This window comes from Brevibacillus sp. Leaf182 (genome assembly GCF_001423865.2).
Lineage (GTDB): Bacteria > Bacillota > Bacilli > Brevibacillales > Brevibacillaceae > Brevibacillus > Brevibacillus brevis_C.
In genome coordinates this window covers 24,879-48,096 of sequence record NZ_LMPN02000021.1, presented here as the reverse complement: position 1 = coordinate 48,096, position 23,218 = coordinate 24,879, and the positions used below count along the sequence as shown (strand labels likewise).

The 23,218-nt window shown below is 48.3% G+C and carries 21 protein-coding genes; 16 read left to right on the top strand and 5 right to left on the bottom strand.

Translation table 11 applies throughout. The annotated features are described in order from the left end of the window. The 10 genes from ASG16_RS12265 (at position 1) to ASG16_RS12215 (ending at position 11,836) form a co-directional block, all read left to right on the top strand. Positions 1-1,857, top strand: a complete 1,857-nt coding sequence (locus ASG16_RS12265) for a cache domain-containing sensor histidine kinase (RefSeq protein ID WP_056491347.1) — start codon at positions 1-3, stop codon at positions 1,855-1,857. After that, positions 1,829-2,587, top strand: coding sequence for a response regulator transcription factor (locus tag ASG16_RS12260; RefSeq protein ID WP_056491345.1), 759 nt, complete (start codon positions 1,829-1,831; stop codon positions 2,585-2,587). The genes ASG16_RS12265 and ASG16_RS12260 overlap by 29 nt, the downstream gene beginning before the upstream one ends. A gap of 91 nt (positions 2,588-2,678) precedes the next feature. Continuing rightward, positions 2,679-3,971: an ABC transporter substrate-binding protein gene (locus ASG16_RS12255; RefSeq protein WP_056491343.1), complete on the top strand. Its 1,293-nt coding sequence runs from the start codon at positions 2,679-2,681 to the stop codon at positions 3,969-3,971. Positions 3,972-4,025: 54 nt separating this feature from the next. Further along, positions 4,026-4,712 (top strand): hypothetical protein, encoded by a 687-nt coding sequence (locus ASG16_RS12250; protein WP_056491342.1) that lies wholly within the window; start codon positions 4,026-4,028, stop codon positions 4,710-4,712. Between the two features lie 11 nt (positions 4,713-4,723). Then, complete coding sequence (locus ASG16_RS12245; RefSeq protein WP_048034381.1) at positions 4,724-5,662, top strand: carbohydrate ABC transporter permease; 939 nt, start codon at positions 4,724-4,726, stop codon at positions 5,660-5,662. Continuing rightward, a complete protein-coding gene (locus ASG16_RS12240; protein WP_056491340.1) occupies positions 5,652-6,509 on the top strand; it encodes a carbohydrate ABC transporter permease in 858 nt (285 codons plus the stop codon). Before ASG16_RS12245 ends, ASG16_RS12240 begins: the two co-directional genes overlap by 11 nt. Before the next feature lie 44 nt (positions 6,510-6,553). Beyond that, complete coding sequence (locus ASG16_RS12235) at positions 6,554-7,897, top strand: FAD-dependent oxidoreductase (RefSeq protein WP_056491338.1); 1,344 nt, start codon at positions 6,554-6,556, stop codon at positions 7,895-7,897. A 30-nt stretch (positions 7,898-7,927) separates the two neighbouring features. Then, positions 7,928-9,616: a DUF4127 family protein gene (locus tag ASG16_RS12230; RefSeq protein WP_056491336.1), complete on the top strand. Its 1,689-nt coding sequence runs from the start codon at positions 7,928-7,930 to the stop codon at positions 9,614-9,616. A gap of 73 nt (positions 9,617-9,689) precedes the next feature. Then, positions 9,690-10,163 carry an MgtC/SapB family protein gene (locus ASG16_RS12225; protein WP_048034377.1) on the top strand — a complete coding sequence of 158 codons (474 nt, stop codon included), beginning with the start codon at positions 9,690-9,692 and terminating at the stop codon, positions 10,161-10,163. A 560-nt stretch (positions 10,164-10,723) separates the two neighbouring features. Then, positions 10,724-11,836: an aminopeptidase gene (locus tag ASG16_RS12215; protein ID WP_056491583.1), complete on the top strand. Its 1,113-nt coding sequence runs from the start codon at positions 10,724-10,726 to the stop codon at positions 11,834-11,836. A 25-nt stretch (positions 11,837-11,861) separates the two neighbouring features. Here the strand turns inward: ASG16_RS12215 and ASG16_RS12210 are convergent, their stop codons facing one another. Together ASG16_RS12210 and ASG16_RS12205 are read right to left on the bottom strand one after the other, a co-directional pair. After that, positions 11,862-12,290, bottom strand: coding sequence for a DMT family transporter (locus tag ASG16_RS12210; protein ID WP_048034375.1), 429 nt, complete (start codon positions 12,288-12,290; stop codon positions 11,862-11,864). Positions 12,291-12,313: 23 nt separating this feature from the next. Further along, positions 12,314-13,012 (bottom strand): cyclic nucleotide-binding domain-containing protein, encoded by a 699-nt coding sequence (locus ASG16_RS12205; RefSeq protein WP_056491334.1) that lies wholly within the window; start codon positions 13,010-13,012, stop codon positions 12,314-12,316. Between the two features lie 191 nt (positions 13,013-13,203). Between ASG16_RS12205 and ASG16_RS12200 the strand changes: the two genes are divergently transcribed. Then, on the top strand, positions 13,204-14,088 hold the full coding sequence (locus ASG16_RS12200) for an NAD(P)-dependent oxidoreductase (protein WP_056491332.1): 885 nt from the start codon (positions 13,204-13,206) through the stop codon (positions 14,086-14,088). A 51-nt stretch (positions 14,089-14,139) separates the two neighbouring features. On the opposite strand, the gene ASG16_RS12195 is transcribed toward ASG16_RS12200, so the two are convergent. After that, positions 14,140-15,201 carry an AI-2E family transporter gene (locus ASG16_RS12195; protein WP_056491331.1) on the bottom strand — a complete coding sequence of 354 codons (1,062 nt, stop codon included), beginning with the start codon at positions 15,199-15,201 and terminating at the stop codon, positions 14,140-14,142. 202 nt (positions 15,202-15,403) lie between these two features. Between ASG16_RS12195 and ASG16_RS12190 the strand changes: the two genes are divergently transcribed. Beyond that, complete coding sequence (locus ASG16_RS12190; protein WP_056491329.1) at positions 15,404-18,316, top strand: WG repeat-containing protein; 2,913 nt, start codon at positions 15,404-15,406, stop codon at positions 18,314-18,316. A 50-nt stretch (positions 18,317-18,366) separates the two neighbouring features. On the opposite strand, the gene ASG16_RS12185 is transcribed toward ASG16_RS12190, so the two are convergent. Then, positions 18,367-18,549: a hypothetical protein gene (locus ASG16_RS12185; protein WP_056491327.1), complete on the bottom strand. Its 183-nt coding sequence runs from the start codon at positions 18,547-18,549 to the stop codon at positions 18,367-18,369. 37 nt (positions 18,550-18,586) lie between these two features. Here ASG16_RS12185 and ASG16_RS12180 point away from each other — a divergent pair, with 37 nt between their 5' ends. Beyond that, a complete protein-coding gene (locus ASG16_RS12180) occupies positions 18,587-19,084 on the top strand; it encodes a GNAT family N-acetyltransferase (protein WP_056491325.1) in 498 nt (165 codons plus the stop codon). 59 nt (positions 19,085-19,143) lie between these two features. Beyond that, complete coding sequence (locus tag ASG16_RS12175; protein ID WP_056491324.1) at positions 19,144-20,760, top strand: peptide ABC transporter substrate-binding protein; 1,617 nt, start codon at positions 19,144-19,146, stop codon at positions 20,758-20,760. A gap of 72 nt (positions 20,761-20,832) precedes the next feature. Here the strand turns inward: ASG16_RS12175 and ASG16_RS12170 are convergent, their stop codons facing one another. Next, positions 20,833-21,351, bottom strand: a complete 519-nt coding sequence (locus tag ASG16_RS12170; protein ID WP_056491580.1) for an acyl-CoA thioesterase — start codon at positions 21,349-21,351, stop codon at positions 20,833-20,835. Positions 21,352-21,518: 167 nt separating this feature from the next. Here ASG16_RS12170 and ASG16_RS12165 point away from each other — a divergent pair, with 167 nt between their 5' ends. Continuing rightward, positions 21,519-21,728, top strand: a complete 210-nt coding sequence (locus ASG16_RS12165) for a hypothetical protein (RefSeq protein ID WP_056491323.1) — start codon at positions 21,519-21,521, stop codon at positions 21,726-21,728. A 380-nt stretch (positions 21,729-22,108) separates the two neighbouring features. Next, positions 22,109-23,053 (top strand): GNAT family N-acetyltransferase, encoded by a 945-nt coding sequence (locus ASG16_RS12155; RefSeq protein ID WP_056491321.1) that lies wholly within the window; start codon positions 22,109-22,111, stop codon positions 23,051-23,053. Positions 23,054-23,218 lie beyond the last annotated feature (165 nt).

Genomic DNA, 23,218 nt, shown 5'->3' with positions numbered 1-23,218 from the left:
ATGAAAAGGAAAGTCTCGACGTTTTTTTGGCAAGGGACACTGCGGACGAAGATTCTCACGCTTTTTCTTTGTTTGATCGCAATCCCGTTAAGCTTGCAGGGAATCATCACGTACAACAAGTTTTCGGCTTCAACGGAATCGAGAACGGCTGCATACACAGGACAGATTGTGGGTCAGATCAATCGCAACCTGGAGCGCAATATACGGGAGATGAAGCGTTTATCACTCATGCCGCTCTACGATCCAGAAGTCCTGTCCATTTTAAAAGAAATTCAGACAAATACGTCGGCTACTTCTTTTCTCTCCATGGAAAAAAGGGAGAAGATGACACTGTATATATCCAGTCTTTCCTATAGTCGACCGGAAGTAAAGGGCATTCAAATCATTGCGGGGAATGGTATGATTTTTTCCAATCTGGACCCTTCTGTCATGAAGAGCAAGGGAGATTTGGCTGAAGAGAGATGGTATTCTCGCGTGATCACGGGACAGGGGGCAGCGGTCATAATTCCACAGCATCGGCCCTCCTATTACTTGGATACCTCTGGTGAGCGCTATGTGTCAGTGGCTCGGTTATTGCGAGAGCCGTATACGAAAGTACCACTCGGAATCATGAAAATCGATATGAAAATGGACATGTTTGACCAGATTTTGTCCGATATGCCTTTTACCAAGGACGGGAGCTTGATCATCGTAAATGAGGGAAACGAGCTGTTTTATGAAAAGCGGGAGAGCGGAGGCTCGCCGGGCTATCGTACTTTGCTGCAAGAAACTGACGGGATCAATCGTGGGGATGCGAACCAGAGGATGATTCAGGGACAGCGATATCTCTTCGTGGATCATCAATCGAGAGAGACGGGGCTTGTGGTGATCAGTTTGATTCCGCTCGATATCCTGCTCGCAGAATCCAATAGCTTGCGTAGTTTTACGATGCTGATTGCGGCGATGTTTTTACTCGTTGCTGGCGGGCTCGCGATTTATTTTTCCTATTCGCTCAGCAAGCCGCTCGTTCAATTGAAAGAAAAAATGCTGCAAGTAAAGCGAGGGAACTTCCATGAACGAGTTCCTGTCGATTCCCAAGACGAGATCGGGAAGCTGAGTGAGCAATTTAATCAGATGGTCGAGGAAATCAACCGCCTAGTCAATGAGGTGTATCTCAGCAGCTTACGTGAAAGGGAGGCGGAGCTGGCGGCCTTGCAGAGCCAGATCAATCCACATTTTATTTACAACACACTTGAATCGATCAATATGATGGCGATCCGCTCGGGTAACTACGATGTGTCAGACATGGTTTCTTCGCTCGGAAAACTGATGCGCTATACGGTCGCTCGAGAGGATGGGCACGTTACGCTGAAACAAGAAATGGTATCGTTAGAATCCTACATTCGTATCCAAAAGATTCGTCTGGGAGAGCGCCTTCAGGTGTATATGGACGTGGAAGAGAGCCTGTCGGATCAGCGTATCCCGAAGCTGCTGCTACAGCCATTGCTTGAAAATGCAATGGCACATGGGATTGAACATCAGGAACAGGGAGGGACGATATGGCTCACGGCGCTTTGTCAGGAGGGTGTCATGCATATCAGTGTGAGGGACAATGGCAAGGGAATGTCTGAGCAATCACTAACTCGTCTGCTCGCAAGTCTGCGTACGCCTATGCAACAGCATGAGATGACAGGAAACGCACACAATGGGACAGCATTGCGAAACATTTCACAGAGGCTGACCTTATTGTTCGGGGAAGAGTACGGGCTAACCATTGTGAGCAGACCGGATCAAGGCACGGAAATTACGATGAAGATTCCGCTCGATTTCCAGAAGGGAGAAACACGCGATGTACAAAGTATTGCTGGTGGAAGATGAACGAATGATTCGGGAAGGCTTGAGAGCGTTAATTGAAAAAGGAACGTCTGGTTTTGCCGTCATGGCAGAAGCGGAAAATGGAAAGGATGCCCTGCATTATCTACGCACGGAAATGCCTGATTTGATTGTGACAGATATCCGCATGCGGGAAGTCGACGGCTTGACGCTGATTGGGAAAATCCGGGAGATGTACGAGGAGCTGCCCATCGTGATTATTAGTGGCTATGGTGATTTTCACTACGCACAGAAAGCGTTGAAGTACAAAGTCTCTGATTATCTTTTGAAGCCCATTGATCGATTAGAGCTGGTGAGCACGCTCACAAAAATCAGGCAAGTGCTGGATCGCAAAAAGAAAGTCCGGGAAGAAGAAAACAACGTCGACGGTAGCCCTAGAGAAGAAAGACAAATCATTCGCAAGGTAAAAGCATTCATTCACGATCATTTGGACGGCGATCTGAGACTCCAGACGCTGGCGGAGTCTGTTCATTTGAATCCGATCTATTTGAGTCAATTGTTCAAGACCGAGACGGGGGAAAATGTCTCCGACTACATCACGCAGGTGAGGATGAACCGCGCCAAGCAGCTTTTACACGAGACGAGCCTAAAGGTGTATGATATCGCCCGCTTAGTAGGGTATCAGAGCGCGAAGCATTTCATGCTGGTATTTAAAAAGGAAGTCGGGATGACACCCGGGAGTTACCGAGACCTCGTAGGCAGTGAAGATCTTTAAATCTCATACCAAATCTAAACTTCGCGTGATTTATCTCACTATTCAATCAATTTTATACTGGTGACAGGGAAAACAGATAAGGAGGTACGCCATGAAAAAGGCAATCCTGTTGGCATTGTCTACTGCTTTGACAGCGTTTACATTTGGGTGCAGCAACACCGCGACGACTCCCGGTGACTCCGCGACGGGCCAGAAAGAAGCGGTCGAGCTTACGTTTTTAACATGGGGCAACCAAGCCCACCTAGACCTGTATACGAAGCTCTCTGAAAAATTTACGCAACAAAACCCGACCATCAAGGTGAAGCTGGAATCTGTTCCATTCCCCGATTATCAGCAAAAGGTGACGGTGCTCGCTGCTGGTCAGGAGCTGCCTGACATCGGTTGGGTGTCTGAACGAATGGTACCGCAGTTTATGGAAAATGGGATTTTGGAAGATGTCTCGGATGTAAAGAACGACACTGCTTTTAAGCTGGACGACTTTATTCCGTCGACGCTTGAGCTGTTCCAAAAAGACGACAAACTTTACGGACTGCCGTTTTCTACCCCGCCTACCGTGATGTTTTACAACAAAGACTTGTTTGACAAGGCAGGCTTGAAATCCCCGAACGATCTAGCGAAAGAAGGAAAATGGACGTGGGAGGAATTCGAAAAGTCGGCGCAAGCGATCTCGAGCGGAACAGGAGCAAGCAAAATCTACGGGGCCAACTTCTTCCGCGATTGGAAAACATGGATCATCCTGTCTTCCTATTCATGGTCAAATGGCAGCGGCCCGTTCAACAAAGAAATGAATCAGTTTACGTGGAATGACCAATACGGGGTGGAGACACTCAGCATGCTCCAACGGATGATGTTTACAGATGGGTCGCATCCGAAGGCGGGAGAGCAAGTCAGCTTTGAATCAGGCAAAATTGGCATGTTCTTTGATGTGTACAGCTACGTTTCGAAGGCGCGGACAATCAAGGACTTCAAGTGGGACATTGCTCCGATGCCAGCGGGTTCAAAAGGCTCGGCACCGATGCTCGGTCAGGCAGGGTATTCGATTTTCAAAGGAACCAAGCATTTGGAGGAGACTAAGCTATTCCTCAAATTCCTCGCGAGTGAGCAGGGTGTTCAGGAGACCTCGACTTACTTTGTACCGCCGCGCTTGTCTGTGCTGAATTCTGATCCGTTTTTGAATGTTCCAGGCAATCCTGATCCTGCACACATCAAGCAGGCGGTTATCGACGAAATGCCTAAGGCACACCTGCAACCAGGCCATGTGGACTGGCAAAAAATCGACACAACGATACTGGCTGGTTTTGATCAATTATTCGGTCAAACGGCACAGCCTGCGGATATCGTGAAGTCGCTGGAAGAGAAAGTCAATCCGATCCTGAAAAAGTAAGCTCGTCACAACGGTCTGGGATACAGGCCGTTGTGACTTGAGAGGGAGGTTACGATGAATCGTTTTCGACAAGCACTGGAAGAGAAGCCGTTTCTGCTCATGGTCAGTCTCCCGCAAAACGATGAGACCTTGGCCAGAGCAGCGATGGAGGAAGGTGCAGATGGCTTGAAGATGCACATCAATGTGTACCATCGTGCCAGTGGCAACCGGTTCGGTCCTCTGGCTGAATATACGGACTTTCTCCAAACGATACGCAGCCAGTTCGCAGGGCCGATTGGCATTGTTCCGGGCGGATCAATGGAAGAGCTGAATCCCGAGGAAATCAAGCAGTTCGATTCGCTGGGAATCGACTTCCTCTCCATCTATGGTCATCATTTGCCAGCGTCCCTTATGAAAATCGAAGGGGTGGCGAGTACGTTTGCCATCGATGATCAGTTTGATTTGTCCCGATTGGAAGCCGTAAAGCATTTTCCTATGACCGCATTGGAGGCATCGGTTATTCCGGGGAATGAGTATGGCACGAGGCTTACGTTTGCCGACCTGCTCGCCTATCGGTACATCGTAGAGAAGGCAGGCATCCCGATCATCGTCCCGACACAGCGAAAAATTATGGCGGAGGATATAGGAGCTCTGAGAGAAACGGGGGTTCGTGTCCTGTTAGCTGGAGCGATGGCGATCGGGAGGACCGAGGATGAAATGCGCCGTTCCATCCATGCATTGCGGAATGCGATTGACAACTAAGGAGGGATCGTATGGAGAGCAAGTTGAATGTCCCGCTCTCTCCTGACAAGAGAACAAGTGGCACAAGGAAAAAATCGTTCAACCGGGAAGCGAATCTGACGGGATGGCTGTTTGTCAGCCCGATGGCCATCGGGTTTGTCGTGCTGTTGCTAGGCCCGCTTTTGCTCGCGCTGTACATGAGCTTTACGGATTGGCCGTTACTGGGGGAAGCCGAATTTATTGGTTTGGAAAATTACAGAGCGATCTTTCAGGATGCCGAATTTTGGAGGGTTGTGGGCAATACATTTACGTTCTCGGCCGGTCTCGTCCCCCTGAACATCGTGTTGGCGTTGGGGTTGGCTTTACTGCTCGTGCGCAAGCTGCCGGGGATCGGGATTTTCCGCACAGCCATTTTCGTGCCGGTCATGACATCGCTAATCGTCTGGGCGATTGTGTGGAAGTATTTGTTTGCGACAGACACAGGGTTTATCAATCAAATTTTGCAGATGTTCGGGATTACAGGCCCCTCATGGCTGTACAATCCAAAGCTGGCGATGCCAGTGGTGATCGTGACAAGTGTTCTGAAAAATGTGGGCTTGAACATGGTTCTGTTCATCGCTGCCTTACAGCAGGTGCCCGTTCACCTGTACGAGGCGGCGCGTATTGATGGAGCCAGTCGGACGCGTCAATTGTTTCAGATTACGATCCCGATGATCAGTCCGACCGTTTTCTTAACCACGTTGTTGACGATCATCGGCTCGCTCAAGGTGTTTGGGCAGATTTACGTCATGACCCAGGGTGGGCCAGATAACAGTACAAAGGTGCTCGTCTATTACATATGGGAGCGCGCCTTCAAAAACTTTGAATTCGGCTATGCGTCTGCACTTGCCTTTGTGCTGTTCTTTATCATTTTAGTATTTACGCTCTTGCAGTGGCAGTTTAGAAAAAGGTGGGTGTTCCATGAAGAGTAATCGCCACGGATTACAAGTGGGCAAGTTATTGGGGATTGGCGGTCACTATGTCGCGTTAGGAGCGATCTCCCTACTGATGCTGGTGCCTTTTTTGTGGATGCTTTCTACATCATTAAAAGAGCCAGCCAAAATATTCGTCTTTCCGCCAGAGTTTATCCCTTCGTCGATCCGCTTGGAGAACTACACGGAGGTTTTGGCGAATACGCCGTTTCATTTGTTCTATTGGAACAGCCTGTACATTGCGATTTTGGTCACGGTTGGAACGGTATTATTTGCTTCGATTGCGGGCTATGCGTTTGCCCGAATCCCGTTTCGCGGACGGAATATCGTCTTTCTGGTGCTGTTGTCGACGATGATGATCCCGCATGAAGTGACGTCGATTCCGATGTTTTTGTTCATGCGCATGCTTGGATTTATCAACACACATGTGCCGCTGATTGTGCTTCCCATATTCGGGGCAGGCGGAATTTTTGGAGTGTTCGTCATGCGCCAGTTTTTCCTCGGGATTCCAAAAGAATTGGAGGAGGCGGCGATGATCGATGGCTGCTCGCGTTGGCGGATTTACTGGAGCATCATGCTGCCGTTGGCGAAGCCAGCTATCGCCACGCTGACGATTTTTACGTTTTTGACGAGCTGGAACGAGTTTTACGATCCGCTCATTTTCATCAACGACAGAGAGCTGATGACACTGCCGCTTGCTTTGTCCTTGTTTACCGATGAAGTAGGGACAGCGTGGCATCATCTGATGAGTGCGTCCGTCATGGCGACCTTGCCGCTTTTGATCGTGTTCTTTTTCGCCCAAAAGCAGTTTATCGAGGGTGTATCGATGACGGGCCTCAAAGACTAGAGGAAGCATGGATGGAAAGGAAGCTCAACAAGGAGTGAGTGCAGATGAATCGAGTAGTGGAAGCAGATGTAGTCGTGGTAGGCGGGGGACCGGCAGGAATCAGTGCCGCTCTTGCCAGCGGACGATTGGGAGCCAAAACGATCCTGATCGAGCGTTACGGCTTTCTCGGAGGGATGTCGACGATTGCGCTTGTTTATCCGTGGATGACGTTTCATACGGAGAGTGGCGAGCAAGTCATTAAAGGAGTTGCACAGGAAATCGTCGATCGCTTGCAAGCAAAGGGGGGATCGCCTGGACATTTGCAGGATACGGTGGGATTCGTCAGCACAGTCACGCCGTATCATCCGGAAATTTACAAGCTGGTCGCTGTGGAAATGCTCAAGGAAGCGGGTGTCAAGCTGTTTGTCCACAGCTTTGTCGATCAGGTGAAGGTAGAGGGGACAGAGATTACTTCTGTTACCCTCACCAGTAAATCGGGCAAGTATGAGATCAAGGCCAAGGTGTTCGTCGATGCGACAGGAGATGCAGATATCGCTTATTTATCGGGAGCGCCGACGAGTAAAGGGCGAGATGCAGATGGACTGACCCAGCCGATGACGATGAAGTTTCGCATGCGGGGCGTCGATCTGGAGCAGGTGAAGCAGTACATGCTTGATCATCCGGATGAGTTTTATCACAAGACGCCGTTTGCACAGTTGCCGTCCATTCCGCTGACAGGTGTTCAAGGCTTTTATACGCATTGGAAAATGTCAGGCGTTCCGATTAATCGGGATCAAATTCTGTTTTTCACAGGGCCCGAGAGTGATGAGGTTTTGATCAATTGCACGCGGGTGCAGGGATTGGATGGAACAGATGTCGAGGATTTGACGGAAGCGGAGGAAGAAGGGAGACGTCAAGTGATGTTGATGTCTGAATTTTTGAAAAATAAAGTTCCCGGGTTCGCGAAAGCATCCGTCTCCGCAGTCGGAACGCAAATTGGCATCCGTGAGACACGCAGAATCGTCGGGGAGTACAGCTTGACGATCGGAGACGTGGTCGCGGGCAGACGTTTTCCGGATGTCATCGCACGAAGCGGCTATCCGGTTGACATTCACGATCCTTCTGGCAAAGGCGTAGTGGCAGCAGATATTGAAGGGGAGGGCGCTTATGACATTCCGTATCGATGCCTGATCCCTCAGTCCATCGATAACCTACTTGCGGCGGGGCGTTGTATCTCTACGACACATGAGGCGCTGGCTACGACCAGACTTACCCCGAGCTGTATGGCTACTGGTCAAGCAGCAGGTACAGCAGCGGCCATCGCATTTCATGACAAGACCATCCCGCGTTTGCTTCACGTGGCGAAATTACAGGATCAATTGCGTCTAGCGAATGCCGTCCTCGATTAAACCTTTTCATTTTGAAAGGAGATTGGGTCTATGAAAAAGTTGCGCGTTGTCATTTCAACACTGGCTATGGCAGCACTAGTAACGGGCATGGTTCCATTTACGCAGACGAGTACAGTTGCGGCGAAAAAAGCGTCACCAAAGCCAATTGCCAAAGTCGCCCTTGTCCCCCTCGATGATCGTCCGGTCAACACGTATTTTCCGCAAATGTCAGCAAGGGCAGGCGGGGTGGAGGCGATTATGCCCGATGAAGACATGCTCGGTCACTTTATGACGCCGGGCGATGGGGAAGAAATTGGCGATTGGCTGATCAAACAAGCAAGCAAAGTGGACGGCTCGGTCATCTCTGTCAGCATGCTGGCATACGGCGGACTGGTTGCGTCCCGTACCGACCAACAATCCTATGAAGAGGCCCTGTCGAATATCGAAGCCATTAAGAGACTGAGAGATAAACATTCCAAAAAGCCGATCTACGTCTTCGATACGATTCAACGTTTGGCGGTGACGGCGACTGATCCTGAAACATTGAAGTACTATGAGCAAATCAGAGAATGGGCTATTTTATACGATGAGGTGCACAACCTCGGCATGACAGAAAAAAAGGATCGGCTCGATCAGTTGGAAAGGGAGATTCCCGAGTCTGTGCTGGAAGATTACTTGAATGCCCGCGAGCGCAACCACAAGATTAACTCACTGTTGATCGACTGGGTAGAGGATGGGACCATTGATTATTTAGTGCTGGCTCAGGATGACGCTGCGCCCCATGGTCTTCACCGGGCAGAGCGGGAGACTTTGGTCAAAAAAGCAAAGAAGCTGGATGTAGAGGATCGTGTAGCGATTTTCCCTGGAGCGGACGAAGTAGGAACCGTCTTGTTGAGCAGATTCGCCTTGAACGAAATGCGCATCCATCCAAAAGTAGCAGTCGAGTATTCGGGTATAGACGGCAGCGAGTGGACGGCGCCGTTTGAAGACACGACCTTTGATGTAAACGTCGAGAAGCACATTATCGCAGCAGGCGGCAAGCCCGTTCGGGATGAAGACGATGCAGATATCGTGTTAATGATCCATTCACCGAAGAAAAAAGGACAAAGCAACGCACAGAGACGCGAAGACCTGGATGAGTTCGTCGAAGAAATCAATGATTTTCTGGAGGAAGGAAAGCAGGTCGCGGTTACAGACGTTACGATTACAAACAAAGCTGACTCTGAACTGATCGAACGACTACAAGAAGAAGTAAAGCTGCCGGAGCTTTTCGCCTACACGGCATGGGGAACGGCGGGAAATAACATGGGAAGCGCGTTGGGACAGGCGTTGCAACGATCAGCCTTTTTGGAAAAAGGAAATCAGTTCGGTGTGCCCTTAACGGTGGATGCGGCAGAAACCCATATTAATCTGCTCTTGTCATCGTTTGTAAATGACCATCATTACCGAAATGAAGTGATGGCAGAAGCACGTGACCTCGTAAAAGAGTTAAAGGGAAATGAGTGGAATCTCGGAGATGACTACGACGAAGTCAATGACTTTGTAAGAGATGCACTGACACCACATGCGGAAGATTGGTACGAAAACTATTTTGCCAATCAATCACTGGTTATCGGAAAGCGAGGCAAGAATACGTTTGAAGGCGAAATCGTCGAACTAACGGATCTGGAGATCAAGCTTCCGTGGGAGCGGTTGTTTGAAGTCTTTGTCGGGCCAGAAGTGAAGATTGAAAGGGAGTAAGATATAGAAAAAGCCGTTCTATTTTTCTAATCTGCACATATCATGTCTCTATCGCTATAAGAAGGTGACGAGGATGGAGACTCTACAATGGTTGTATGTGCAGTATGAATTGGAAATGTATATGCGGGTTGTGGTGAGCGCGATTCTCGGTTTGTTCATCGGGTGGGATCGCTCACACAGAAACAAGCCTGCCGGGCTGAAAACGTACATGTATGTGTCCGTAGCCTGCACGCTCATCACACTCGTTTCTATTTACAGCACAAAGCTATACAGCGCGCCTGGAAACGGAACAATGATGGACCCGATGCGCTTGGCTGCACAGATTGTCACAGGTCTTGGCTTTTTGGGAGCAGGCGTCATCTTGAAGGACGGCTTGAAAGTAAAAGGACTGACCTCCGCAGCCATGATCTTTTTCGCTGGAGGGATTGGCATAGGGATCGGCGCCGGATTTTACGGCATTGTGATATTCTCGGTCATCATCGCCTTTGTACTCGCCAGGATCAGTCAGCGTGTGGAGGATGTCCAGCACAGGCGGTTAGGAAAGTGAATCATGGAGAAGCGGTGCAGGGCAAGTTCCTTAGCATCGCTTTTTTGTATGAAATGGGGCTGTAGTGGGGGAAGAAGCGAATTTCCAGTCTACGCTTCGGCCTCCGCCCCCAAAGGGTATGACTGTCCGCTTCGGAATAAATGGCGGGAGCGCTTCAAACGTAGAAGTTTCGATGAAGGGTTCCATAAGTGAAGCTGAAATTCCCCGCCATTTTTTCCTACGCTAGGGTGGGCTCCAGAGGCGCTTGGACTGGAAATTCGCTTCTTCTACGCAGCTTCTCAAATCTTAGAAGGTGAATGCAGTACAATGATCTCAAGAACTTCTTTGTACAAACTTGCAAGACGCCTAAAAAGCACGAAATCATCCACAACTGTCCGGAAGCACTGTCACATGTTTGGAAGGAGACCGCCCGAACGAAGAGAGGATATAGGCGACTGGAAAACATGCGGCAGGGCTTCTCCCGACCACAACAGTGGGATCAAGTTTTTTTCGATGATATTCCTCTGACAAACGCGCGTTATGCTGGAAGAGCATCAAAATCCGGAAAGGACGCGAGCGCGATGAGAGATGAAAGATTAGGAAAAATAGCAGATAACTTAATTTCGTACAGCCTGGATGTTCAAGCCAAGCAGCATATTATGATCATGGTCGTAGATGAAGGAGAGCCGCTGGCAATGGAATTGGTGAAGCGGCTGTATGCGAAGGGGGCGTATCCCCATGTGCGCTTTGTACGGCCGAAGGTCCAGCGGGAATGGTTGAAAGGGGTAACGGAAGAGCAGCTTGCCCAGACAGTTCAGTTGGAAAAGGACATGTGGTTTGGCATGCAAGGCTATATCGGAATTCATGGCGAGACAAATGACAGTGAGATGAAGGATGTTCCGCAGGAGAAGTACCGACTGTACGCAGAAGCGTATGATTCCATTTTCCATTATGTCGACAATCAGATTACGGGACTGCGCATTAACTACCCGACCTCGGCTATTGCCCAAAAGGCCAACATGACGACAGAAGCGTTTGAAGACTTTTATTTCAACGTATGTTCGCTCGATTATCAGAAAATGGCCGAAGCGTGCCAGCCGTTGTACGACCTCATGGACAAAACGGACAAGGTGCGCATCGTCGGACCAGGGACAGACCTGACGTTTTCGATCAAAGGGATTGGGACGCGGACAGCGGTAGGCAAACGCAACATTCCCGATGGTGAAGTGTATACCTCTCCCGTGCGCGACTCGATTCACGGGACGATCAGCTACAATACCCCCAGCAATTTCAAAGGCACGACGTTTGAAAACATTCGGTTTACTTTTCGGGAAGGAAAGATTGTCGAGGCGTACGCGAACCAAACGGACAAGCTAACGGAAATATTGGACACGGATGAAGGTGCACGCTACATCGGTGAATTCGCCATTGCGTTTAACCCGTACATTTTGCACCCGATGGGCGATACTTTGTTTGATGAAAAAATAGCCGGCAGCTTCCATCTCACACCCGGTCGTGCCTATGATCAAGCGGATAACGGCAACCGCAGCGCGATTCACTGGGACCTGATCTGCATTCAGCGCCCGGAATACGGTGGCGGCGAAATCTGGTTTGACGATGTACTGATTCGAAAAGACGGAAGGTTTGTGCATGAGGCTCTGTTGGGGCTGAATCCGGAGCAATTGATTCTGTAGGGGAGGGCGATAATGCCCTCCTCCTTTATTTGAGTTTGAAAACCACTACGCCTGCGATCATGATGCCGATTCCAATGATTTTGTTCAAGGTGATCGGAACCTTTTGCACACCGAACAGGCCGAGAGAATCAATGAGGAGAGCGACAAGCAATTGTGAGATGAGCAGAATCGATACGGCGTAGGCAGGGCCGATAGTCGTAATGCCTTTCATCACACTAAAAACGATCAGCGCCCCGAAAACGCCTCCTAGCAAATACACTTTGTTCACTTCCCCGATGCTTTTCCAATCGCCATCGCGAACGTAGAGAAAGATCGCGAACGATACAAGAAAACCTACCGCATGAACAATCGCATTGGTTTGCCACAGTCCGAGCTTTGTACTCGCTTGCGCATTGAACACGCTTTGCAGACAAATAAAAACGCCAGCGAGTAACGAAAAGAGAATGCCTTGCACAAGATGACCTCCTATATGGTTGATTACTCATAGATGTTTCCGCTCGCAAGTGCACTGATTTTTTCTCGATCCTTGATAATCAGTGCGCTTTTTTTGCGTTCGATCACGGATGCTGCGCAAAGATTGCGGATCACCCGATTCAAATGTCGGTAGCTCGTACCCAACAGCTCGGCAACCTCTGTCAGCTTCGCTGTCTTTAGCTCCTCGGAAGCGGTCGACCCCGTATCGCTGGACAGCGTGGAGAGCAAATAGCTGGCAAAGCGATTTTCAACAGGATACAGCAGGTTCAGGCTGGTGGAGTTCGATGATGTATACAGCTTGTGACTGATTTTATGAAGAATGAATTGCAAAAAAGGCGGGTGGTTCTGGTAGTTTTCCTGCAAAACTTTGAACGGGAGACTGACCACGAGACTGCGATGGACAAACTCAACCGTATTGCGGACCTCGCATTGTGTGACGTACTCGACGTCTCCGATAATCGCCAGTGGATTGTTAAAGCGCAGCAACAAAGATTTTCCGTTAGGAAGCGTCGTGAAAATTTTGATTTTTCCCTCCAGAATGAAGTACATGTGGTGAAGCTGATCGCCCTTCGAGCAGAGGATGTCACCCTTCTCAGCCTGATACAGGCGCATTTCATGGAGAGTAACGGCATCAAAAATATCGGGCAAGGGACTGTTTTGCACCAGCGTATGCAAAAGGGTGCGGTCGTGAAGTTCTTTCATGGATCAAGCCTCCTGCTCGTTTGCTTGCAGGTTATACCCTCTTTAGTAAAAGGCATTTGCGCACGAAAAAAAAGGACATATGTCCTTTTTCCCAGTTAAACACAAAAGACGCATAGCAGGAATATTCGGATAGATTCGAGAAGTACAATTGTCGAGATAGCATGAAAGAGAGAAACGAAGGAGTGGTTCACATGACTTTGCCTGTAAGTGAAAGAATCATTGGATTTGTAGGAACGGGTGTCATGGGGAAAAGCATGGCAAACCATTTTCTGCAAGCAGGATATACAGTGCTGGTGTACACGCGTACAAAGGAAAAAGCGGCAGATTTGCTGGCAGCCGGTGCGATCTGGAAGGAGCATGTCAGTGAGCTGGCAAAAGAGGCAAACGTGATCATCACAATGGTCGGTTACCCATCTGATGTCGAGGAAGTGTATCTCGGCGCGGACGGAATTGTGGCAAATGCGAAGCCAGACACTTATTTGATCGATATGACGACATCGAAGCCGTCGTTGGCAAAACATATTTATGAGGAAGCTAAAAAGCACGAGCTGCATTCCCTTGATGCGCCTGTCTCCGGTGGAGATGTGGGGGCTCGTGAAGCGCGTTTGACCATCATGGTAGGTGGCGATCAGGAAGTATTTGATGCGATGGAGCCAGTGTTTACAATCATGGGGACAAACGTCGTGTTGCAGGGTGGACCAGGTGCTGGGCAGCATACCAAAATGTGCAACCAAATTTGTATTGCCACGAACATGATCGGTGTGTGTGAAGCGATTGCGTATGCGAAAAAAGCAGGTCTGGACCCGGAGAAAGTGCTGACGAGCATTGGAGCGGGTGCCGCAGGTAGCTGGTCGCTGTCGAATCTGGCGCCGCGCATGATCGCGGGCAACTTCGCACCTGGCTTTTACGTCAAACATTTTATCAAGGACATGGGAATCGCATTGGAAGCAGCGGAGGAAATGGGGCTGATGACACCAGGACTCGCGCTATCCAAATCGCTCTATGAAGAACTGGCAGCAAACGGAGAGGCAGATAGTGGCACGCAAGCTTTGATCAAATGGTTTGAAGGAAAGTAAAGACAAAAAAGGAGCCCTTTTCACGAGGGGCTCCTTCCTTATGTCTATCTGTCACGTATTGACTTGTATATCGCGTACATCTTTTGGAACGGATCTATTTTTGGCAGGGGGTTGTTCCATTTTCTTCACTTCTAAGATGTCCAGCAAGAAAACAAAGGACGGAATCCCGACAATTAGTCCCCATACCCCAAAGAAATGCTCGGAAAAGATCAGAACGACAAATGTGTAGAAAATCGGCAAGTGAGTCTTTGTTGCCATCAAGCGAGGATTCAACACATAGGCCTCAAGTGCGTGAATCACCATGATAAAAATGAGTAAATAGACGACGGTTGCGATACCACCGACACTATAGGCGATGGCACTGAGCGGAATCAATGAAATGGCGACACCTGCAACCGGAATGAGCCCCAGTATGAAGACCATGATCGCGAGTCCCAATAGATTTGGAAAGCCCATGATCCATAGACCGATGACAGTGAAGGTCGTATTGAATAAGGCGATCAATAGCTGTGTTTCAATTACTTTGCCAAAGGTCAGGATGAATTTTTGGCTGAAGTAGGCGATTTCGTTGTACAGCCAGGATAATTTACTCGTGCGAAATTGAGCGGTAAATGTAACGACATTGTCTTTGCCGAGCAGGAAAAACAGACTCAGAATAATCGCCAGAAAGACATTGAACCCAACGTTTCTGACCACCGCGAGAAAATCAAGGCTGCCTTGTACGATACCCTTCATATCTAGCTTCCCAACAACAGACATCAGATAGGGGGCAAACTCATTGTGCTGATTTTGGTGGTACACTTGCTCGATGACATGGAACAATTGTCCGGTTTGGTGAATCAGCGCCGGAATGGCTTTCATCCCACCCACAATGAGAAAGAACGTCAGCAACATATAGAGAAAAATGAGAATCAGCTTGGGATGGATCGGCACGACTTTGTGTGTGAGACGCGTGAGGTATTGATGCAGCCGATTCATTAAATAGGTAACTAAAAAGGTTAGCAAAACCATGTTCAGCATACTTCCCAAGGAGTAAAGCAACAAACAAAACAACGCCAAAATCCCAAATCGTCTTACATCCGGCTTTTGCAAGGCGGCAGCAAAGAAATTCATGGGAACATCCTTTCCAAGTGCTCTTTTCAGCACTCCCATCCGTATACGATGATTATACTGCGTCGGTGTGAACAATTATAGCACGCTTAAAAGCGAGTGAACGGAAGAAAAGGTTCCAGTTGTTTGAAAAAGTGCAGCGAAACTATTTCACCCTACGAAGCGTCAAAGGAAGGGAATGTTTGACAAGGGAGGCTAATCACCAATGAACATAAAAACAAAAACCGTGAGTCTGGTTACCGCGGTCATACTCGGGGCAAGTGCGTGGACTTCTTCTGTCCATGCGGCTACGTTTTCCCAGATTCAGCCGTATATAACTGACTACAAGATCGGTTTTACGGACGGTAACAAGCTGGTCACACAGGCCATTTATGATGATTTTGAGCTATCTTCCCAAAACATGATCGTAACAAAGAACGGTAAAAAAGGAATTCTCGACGTGCGGACAGGGAAGGAAATAACTCCTGCGATTTGGGATTATATCGACATTCCGGATTCCAAAAATATCGCGATTGTTCAAAAAGGCGGCTGGTTCCAATATATCGATTTGAAGACGCATAAGCTGTCGACCATGAAGTTTGCTGGGGCGCATCCGTATTATTTATCCAATGAGCAGGGGACAGCGATTATGTTCTTGGGGAAATCATCCATGGTGCTCCATGTAGATGGAAAGGTGCTGATTCCGCCAGTTGCAGGTAAGCTGTCGATGGTACAACTCGTTGCTCCTGATCAGACGGAGAATAAAGAGGCGGAGAAAAAGCGGTATTTCGTCGCGACTACTTCCAAAGAGCTCAGCATGTACGATCCTGCTTCCGGCAAAAAGCTGTTTGCGCTGCCAAAAGCAGAACTGATTCCAAACGAAGGCGGTCCTGACACTGCATATCTCAAGGTGCGATCCGGTGGAAAAGAAGGCTTGATTGATCGCAATGGTAAGTACGTACTAGAGCCCAAATACACCGCGATTTATGCTTGGAATAATGGGTACTTTCAGGTAATTGGGCCAAAAGGACAAGGGCTTTGGAAGGACGGACGAATGTTAGCAGAGCCCATTTATAAAGAAGTCGGGTTCGAGCATAACAATCCGGATGTGTACTACACGGTTTCTGGAGATGTCATCTCGTATCATTCCAAGTCCAAAGGTACGTCGCATCCATTGAAAAAAGGAGCCCAGTATTTGCATGGCAGCTACGTGTTGGGACAGGACCCGAAAACGAATCTGTACGGTGTCCTCCAAGTCGGAGGAGAGACGGTCATCCCCTTTGCGTATCCGCAGACAGAAGGTCCGCCAGCGGCGCGCTTGCTCGTCCGCAGCGATGGAAAAAAAGCGATCCTCCCGGGCTGGGGAAAAGAAGTCAAGGAGCCAGATTTTTGGTTCGACTCGTATGTGACGTTGGGCAGCTACAGCATGCTTAGCATTAAGGACGGAAACAAAGTCGGACTTTATTCTGAAGATGAAGGCTTGGTCCTGTCTCCTGTTGAGAATCGAATCATTCGCCACGAGGCAGTAACGGGGGAGGTGCTGGTAACAGAGCCGGATGGAAAGGTGCTGCGATACAGCATCGGAGGGAAACAAAGAGAAGCTGGCAATCTCAATCCGTTGTCCGATGATTTGACGAAAAAGTATGAGCCGGGAAAAGGCGAGATGATTGTGGACCGCAAGACGAACCAACCAATCAGCAAGCACTACCAATCTGTCTATTTGGATTCCGATACCAATCTCATCGTTGCAATGGATCACGATTGGGCCGATCTTTATACCCCTGAGGGCAAGCTGTTGACTACGGAGATGAAAGTCGCGGTGTGGAAGTCAGGCAACGACAGACCGCCTCTCACCTTGATCAAAGTTGCTGATTCCGTATACACCATGGGTGTGAAAGCGGGGAATGTCGGAATGGCGATGATCAAGGCCGATGGCGGGCACCTCCAGGTCTTGAGCGATTTTGTGTATCGGGATGCAAACGAAATGATGGTACAAAATCAAAAGATCGCGATGACAGCACGGTTGGACGGTACGCTGGATGTATGGACGCAAGAAGGGAACCAGCTCTCTAATAAGCTCACTAGCGTGAAAGGTTTTCACACGGAATCTTATTTTGATCGGGTATTGATTCAGTCAACTACAGGATGGGATGTCTATTCACCACAGTTGCTCCGCTTAAGCACTGGCGATTATCAGTCCATGAAGTATATGCACTTATATGATCTCAAGACGGGTGCCATTGCCTACCAGGACAAGAAGACGGGATTGTACGGCCTTATGTCGCTGGAAGGAAAGGAGCTGACAGCGGCCAAATATGAGGCGATTATGCCAACAAGCAAAGTATTCCCACAGGTGTGGAGCAAGGCAGACCATCAGACGCCTTATGTATTCACAACCAAAGACCAGTTCGGTTATCTCAGTCAAAGTGGGCAAGAGCTGTTTGTGACAAGATTCCTGACGAAAAAACCAGTGGTCTCGTATAATCCGATCACATTCCAATCGTTTTCGGCCTACTCGGATACGATGCGACAACGCCCGCTTGAGCTGATCGATTTCGGCAAACCGTATAGCTGGCCAACTGGTGGCAACAGCGAGAGCCATTTTTTTGCCAATCTGGCGCTTTATTTGAATCTGTCGAAGGATGCAGGCAAGCAAGCGGTACTTTCAGAACTGGTGTCCAAGGGTGTCATCAAAGCCGATGAAAATCGTTCTGGCATGAGCGACGAAGATATGTTCCGAGTGGCCTATTTCATGGCGACGGGCAAAACAAGTCAAGGGATGACGCCACCACAGGTGATGGAGTGGGCACAAAAGCGGGGAATTGTGCCGGTACGAGAGGGAATGAGCTACCACATGACGATGGATTTGTACGCGGAGTATCAGCACATCTTGAGGACAGAGCTCATGCGTTCCCTGAAAGGAAAGAAAGTGCTCAAGCCGAAGGTGCTAACGACGGCTTCACTCAGTGACGCACAACAGCAAATGCTCACATCAGCCCTGATCGTGAACGGCAAGCCGGCCAATCAACTGCCAGTGCCGCTCCCACAAGCTGAGTGGCAGAAAGCCATTCAAGGCTTGGTCAATCAGTACAACAAGCAAGCGGCTCAATTGCTTGCGGCCTATGAAGCGAAGCTGTGACCAGATAAATGTACAGGCGCGGGTGTTCATCCTGCGCCTTTTTCGTGCTATTAAAAAAACGGCCAATATTTTACAATTAACCAATAGAAGGCAGCGTGAACGCAAGCCGAGACGGCCAAGGACATAATGAACGAAACAAACGAAATCTGATCGAGCTTGTAAGCGACAAAGAAAAATATCGTAAAGGCAATAAAGGCGATAAACGTGCCTTCTTCCAAATAAGCAACTGTCATATTCATTCCACCTCAATTCAAGAAAGGATACTTCCCCATGATGATTACGATCGAAAAATTAAGCATACAAGATGCAGCCAGCTTGTTTCAATTTGAAGTGCGCAATCGCGCCTTTTTTGAAAAATCGGTTCCCAGTCGAGGAGACGCCTACTACCAATATGACCATTTTTTAAGTGGCCTGCAAGCATTACTCGAGGAGCAGGCGCAAGGAATCTCGTTTTTTGGCCTCATCAAAAACAGCCAAGGTGACATCTTGGGCAGAATGAATTTGGTAGACATTGAGAAAGACGAAGGAATCGGACATCTCGGCTATCGAGTCGGGGAAGATACCGCTGGAAAAGGAGTGGCTTCACAGGCACTGAAGGTCTTTTTAGAGGGGCATGTTCCCCACTTGAATGTCAGAATGATCTGCGCAAAAACAACAACGGATAACATCTCCTCGCAAAAAGTGTTGTTGAAAAATGGATTCGAGTCCTATGACATGGAGCCAGAAAGCGCGGATGATTTTCTTCACTATCGCTTGTTCGTTGTCTAATAAGTGATAATTTGGTATTGTATGGAAAGTTTGTTAATAGAGTGAAGTGGGGGATAGAGATGAAACGTCAAGGTAAGATCATTGCAAAGATTCTGGTGTCGACAGGAGTGTTGGTTTCCTCCGCAGGATATGCTTCAGCGAACGAAGTAAAATCTCAGGAAACAAGTGCTACCTCTTTACATAAGGTTTTGCGGTTGAACCTGATTGATCAGCCAGGCCAATTAGACCCTGCAATGGCTGAGGATGAAGCGATGTTTTCTGTGATGCATACGATGTTTGATGGGTTGGTCCGCTTAGGTCCAGATGGAAAAGTTCAGCCATCAATCGCCCAGAAAATAGACGTATCAGATGATAGGAAAACATATACGTTTCATTTACGTGAGGCGAAGTGGAGCAATGGTGATCCAGTCACTGCCAATGATTTCGAATATGCTTGGAAGCGTGTGCTAGACCCGGAAACAGATAGTACGTATTCTTACTTGCTCTATTCCATCAAAAATGCGGAGCAAGCCAACACAGGCAAGTTGAAGCTAGACGAGGTAGGAGTAAAAGCAATCGATGCCAAGACATTGCGCGTGGAGTTGGAGCAGCCTACACCATATTTTACAGAGTTAACGGCCACACCGATTTTTTATCCGGTGAACAAAAAGGTCGATGAGAAAAACCCGGGTTGGTTCCGAGAAGCTGCGACACATGTCGGGAACGGACCTTTCAAATTAGTTTCCGCAGATAAAGAAAAAATCACGGTGGTCAAAAACGACCTGTATTGGGATAAAGCGGCTGTGAAGCTGGACAAGCTGGAATTTGACGTGATTCAGGATGAGAATACACAGCTCTATATGTTCGATAATTACAAGTCTGACTGGGCAGGCGCTCCGTTTGGATCTCTACCCGTCGAGGCGTTGCCAGCACTGAATTACAAAGAAATATTGCAAACAAAGCCGATTGCAGGTGTTTACTGGTACAAGTTCAACACCGAGCAGGCACCGTTTACCAACGCAAAGATTCGCAAGGCGTTTGCCTATGCAATGAATCGTCAGGCGATTGATGATGTGCTGCTCGATGGAGTGCAAATACCTGCTACAGGTGCTCTGCCGCTTACGATGAATTTGAAGAAGGATGGCTACTTCAAGGACAACGATCAGGAGACAGCGAAAAAGCTGCTGGCCGAGGGTATGAAGGAGCTGGGAATGACGAAACTCCCGCCAATTACCTTGTCCTATAACAAGTCCGAGCATCATGGCTTGATTGCAGAAACGATTCAAAAGCAGTGGAAGCAAACACTGGGTGTGGATGTCACACTGAATGATGAAGAATGGAAAGTGTTTTTGGAAGATGTAAAGAATGGTAAGTATCAGATCGCACGGACGGGCTGGCATGCAGATTACAATGATCCGAGCAACTATTTGGAGCTATTCAAGGAGAAGGATGGTAGCAGCAACGATACCGGATGGGAAAACAAAAAGTATCAAGAGCTTTTGAATCAATCCGTGACGGAGAAAGATCCTGAGAAACGAAAGCAACTGCTGGCCCAGGCAGAAGCGATCCTGATGGAGGAAATGCCCGTCGCTCCGGTTTACTTTTATACCAGACATTGGGTTCAAGATGAGAAGCTAAAAGATGTTGTCATGGATCATCAAGGCGTGGTCGATTACAAGTGGGCTTCCAAAGAATAAGGCGTAAAAAACACAAGAGAGTCCCCTTCCTGCTAAAAGGAAAGGGACTTTTTTTCGTTTATGGGTGTCCAATCACGGCTCCCAAGGACGTCTGGTCCCAAGCATATCCGCGAGATGCTTGTTATCCTTGCGCCTGATTTTACGTGCCGCAGCTCGCTCGTCCGCACCATTGTGCAGGAATACTTCCTCTTCCGTCTCCGGCACAATCTTGGGTACGGGGGTAGGTCGCCCATCCTCGCCAATCGCGACAAACGTCAGAAAAGACGTTGCACAGACGCATCGAATACCCGTTAGCAAATCCTCCGCAACAATTTTGACAAAGATCTCCATCGAGGTGTTATGTGTCCATGTGACGAAGGCTTCGAGTGCAACCTCATTGTCCACTCGGATGGGCTGCAAAAAGTCGACTGAATCAGTAGAAGCGGTAACGACTGGTCCACGGGCATGCTTCATGGCAGAGATCGCAGCAACATCGTCGATATGCGCCATCAGCCTGCCGCCGAACAGCGTATTGTGATTGTTCGTATCCGGGGGCAGCACATGGCTTGCTTTGAACGTGCGCGACTCCCGAACAAAACGTTGAATCGTCATAAAGGTAGCTCCCTTCTTTCTTGCAATCGGATTATGAATGATGACAATCTTCTCTCCTTTCCATTGTTCCACAAAAAAATGGATCTATTCCTCTTCGTTGGAGTAAGACGGCGAATTTTATCAAAGGCTATGGACGGGATAAGGTATGCGAGAGGAGGTTTTTCGGTTTGGGGGACTATGTGCAATATTTCAATAATCTTATTGCCTCGATCAATGATATTCCGAACAAGCTGATGAGCGTTCTATCTGTTATTCATGCACCCATTCAGCATTTGACGAACACATTGATTGTCACAAACATCCTGTTGGGTCTACTTGTACTGACCTCCATTGCGAATGTGTTTATGCTTTGGCGAAACGGCAAAAAGAGACACTAATGCTGTTGCCACGTATGTCATTTGCCGCTATACTTGTGGAGTAGTTTATGGATAATAATGTAACGGTTGTTGCTAAGACCGTCTCTATATCGAAATGGTATGCACGTAAAAATAGCGGAAAGGAGGGTATCCACATGAAAAAAAGATCATTACTGTCTTTGCCAAAAGGAATCGGATACTCCACCGCTGTTTTCTTTGATCTGGCTAAATCACGGGAGAAGTATGTCCAAAAACGGATATAGCGACCATCCTTTGATGTAGTGGGATTCATCAGGATACAGTGGAAAAACGCCACAGGTCGCTTCCTGTGGTTTTCTTTTTAGGGCACCGCAGGATTTCCTGTGGTGTTTTTTTATTTCGAAAAAAGGGAGATGGATTGTATGCAAGGAAACGGAGAGAACATTTACGTAAGACTGGTACAGGAATCAGATGCACAGAGCCTCTTGGCGCTTGAAGTGAGAAACAGAGACTTCTTTCAAAACTTCACTGGGAAGAGAGAAGAGGCATTTTATACGCTGGAAGGACAAATCGACAGGATCAAGAGCGTGATGGCTTTAAAAGAAGAAGACAGAGGGTACGTCTTTGTCATTGCGGAAAAAGGAAAGGATGAAATCATTGGGGAAGTCATCCTTTCAGAGGTCGTAAGAGAGAATCTGCAAAGCTGCTGGATCGGCTACTTCCTGGACAAAGAGCATAATGGAAAAGGCTACATGACCGAAGCGGTAAAGCTCGTCGTGGCATATGCCTTCGAGACTTTAGGTCTTCATCGTTTGGAAGCAGGCGTGATGCCGCATAATATAGGCTCGATCAAGGTACTGCTAAAGGCTGGTTTTCACAAGGAAGGGCTTGCCAAGAAAAACGTGAAAATCAATGGTCGCTGGGAAGATCATCAAACACTGGCAATCGTGAAAGAAGAGCAAACCGATCAGGTGAAGCCCAAGGTTCAGCGCAAAAATCCTAGTACAGTTGCTTCGCCTATGGGAGCCTATACACATCTAACGGTCGTTCCAAAAGGAGCCGATTTGCTCGTGCTTTCTGGGCAAGTAGGAATGGACCTTCACGGAGAGTTACCGACAGATATGAAAGAACAAGTAGAAAACACGCTACAGAACATACTGCGCAATTTTAAAAGTGAGTCAGTAACTGCGGACCATATCATCAAAATCAATATTTGGGCAACCGAGGAAATGGATTGGAAGCATTTTAATCAGGTGTGGGAGAAGTTCCACGGAGGGACACCGCCAGCGATGACCATGTCTTACGTCCCGGCATTGGCTGTCCCTTCGCTCAAAGTGGAGATAGAAGCTTGGGCAGCGAAATGGTAGGAAGGAGATAGCGTCGAAAGAAAAAGGGTGAAGCTTTTTGCTTCATCCTTTTTTCTGTAACTTTTTTCTAGCAAAAACGTCACTATTTTCAGGAGATAGATTGATCGTGACGATATTGCTGTTTTGAGAGCAAAAGATGTCAAAACATGAAGGAATATGCGGACG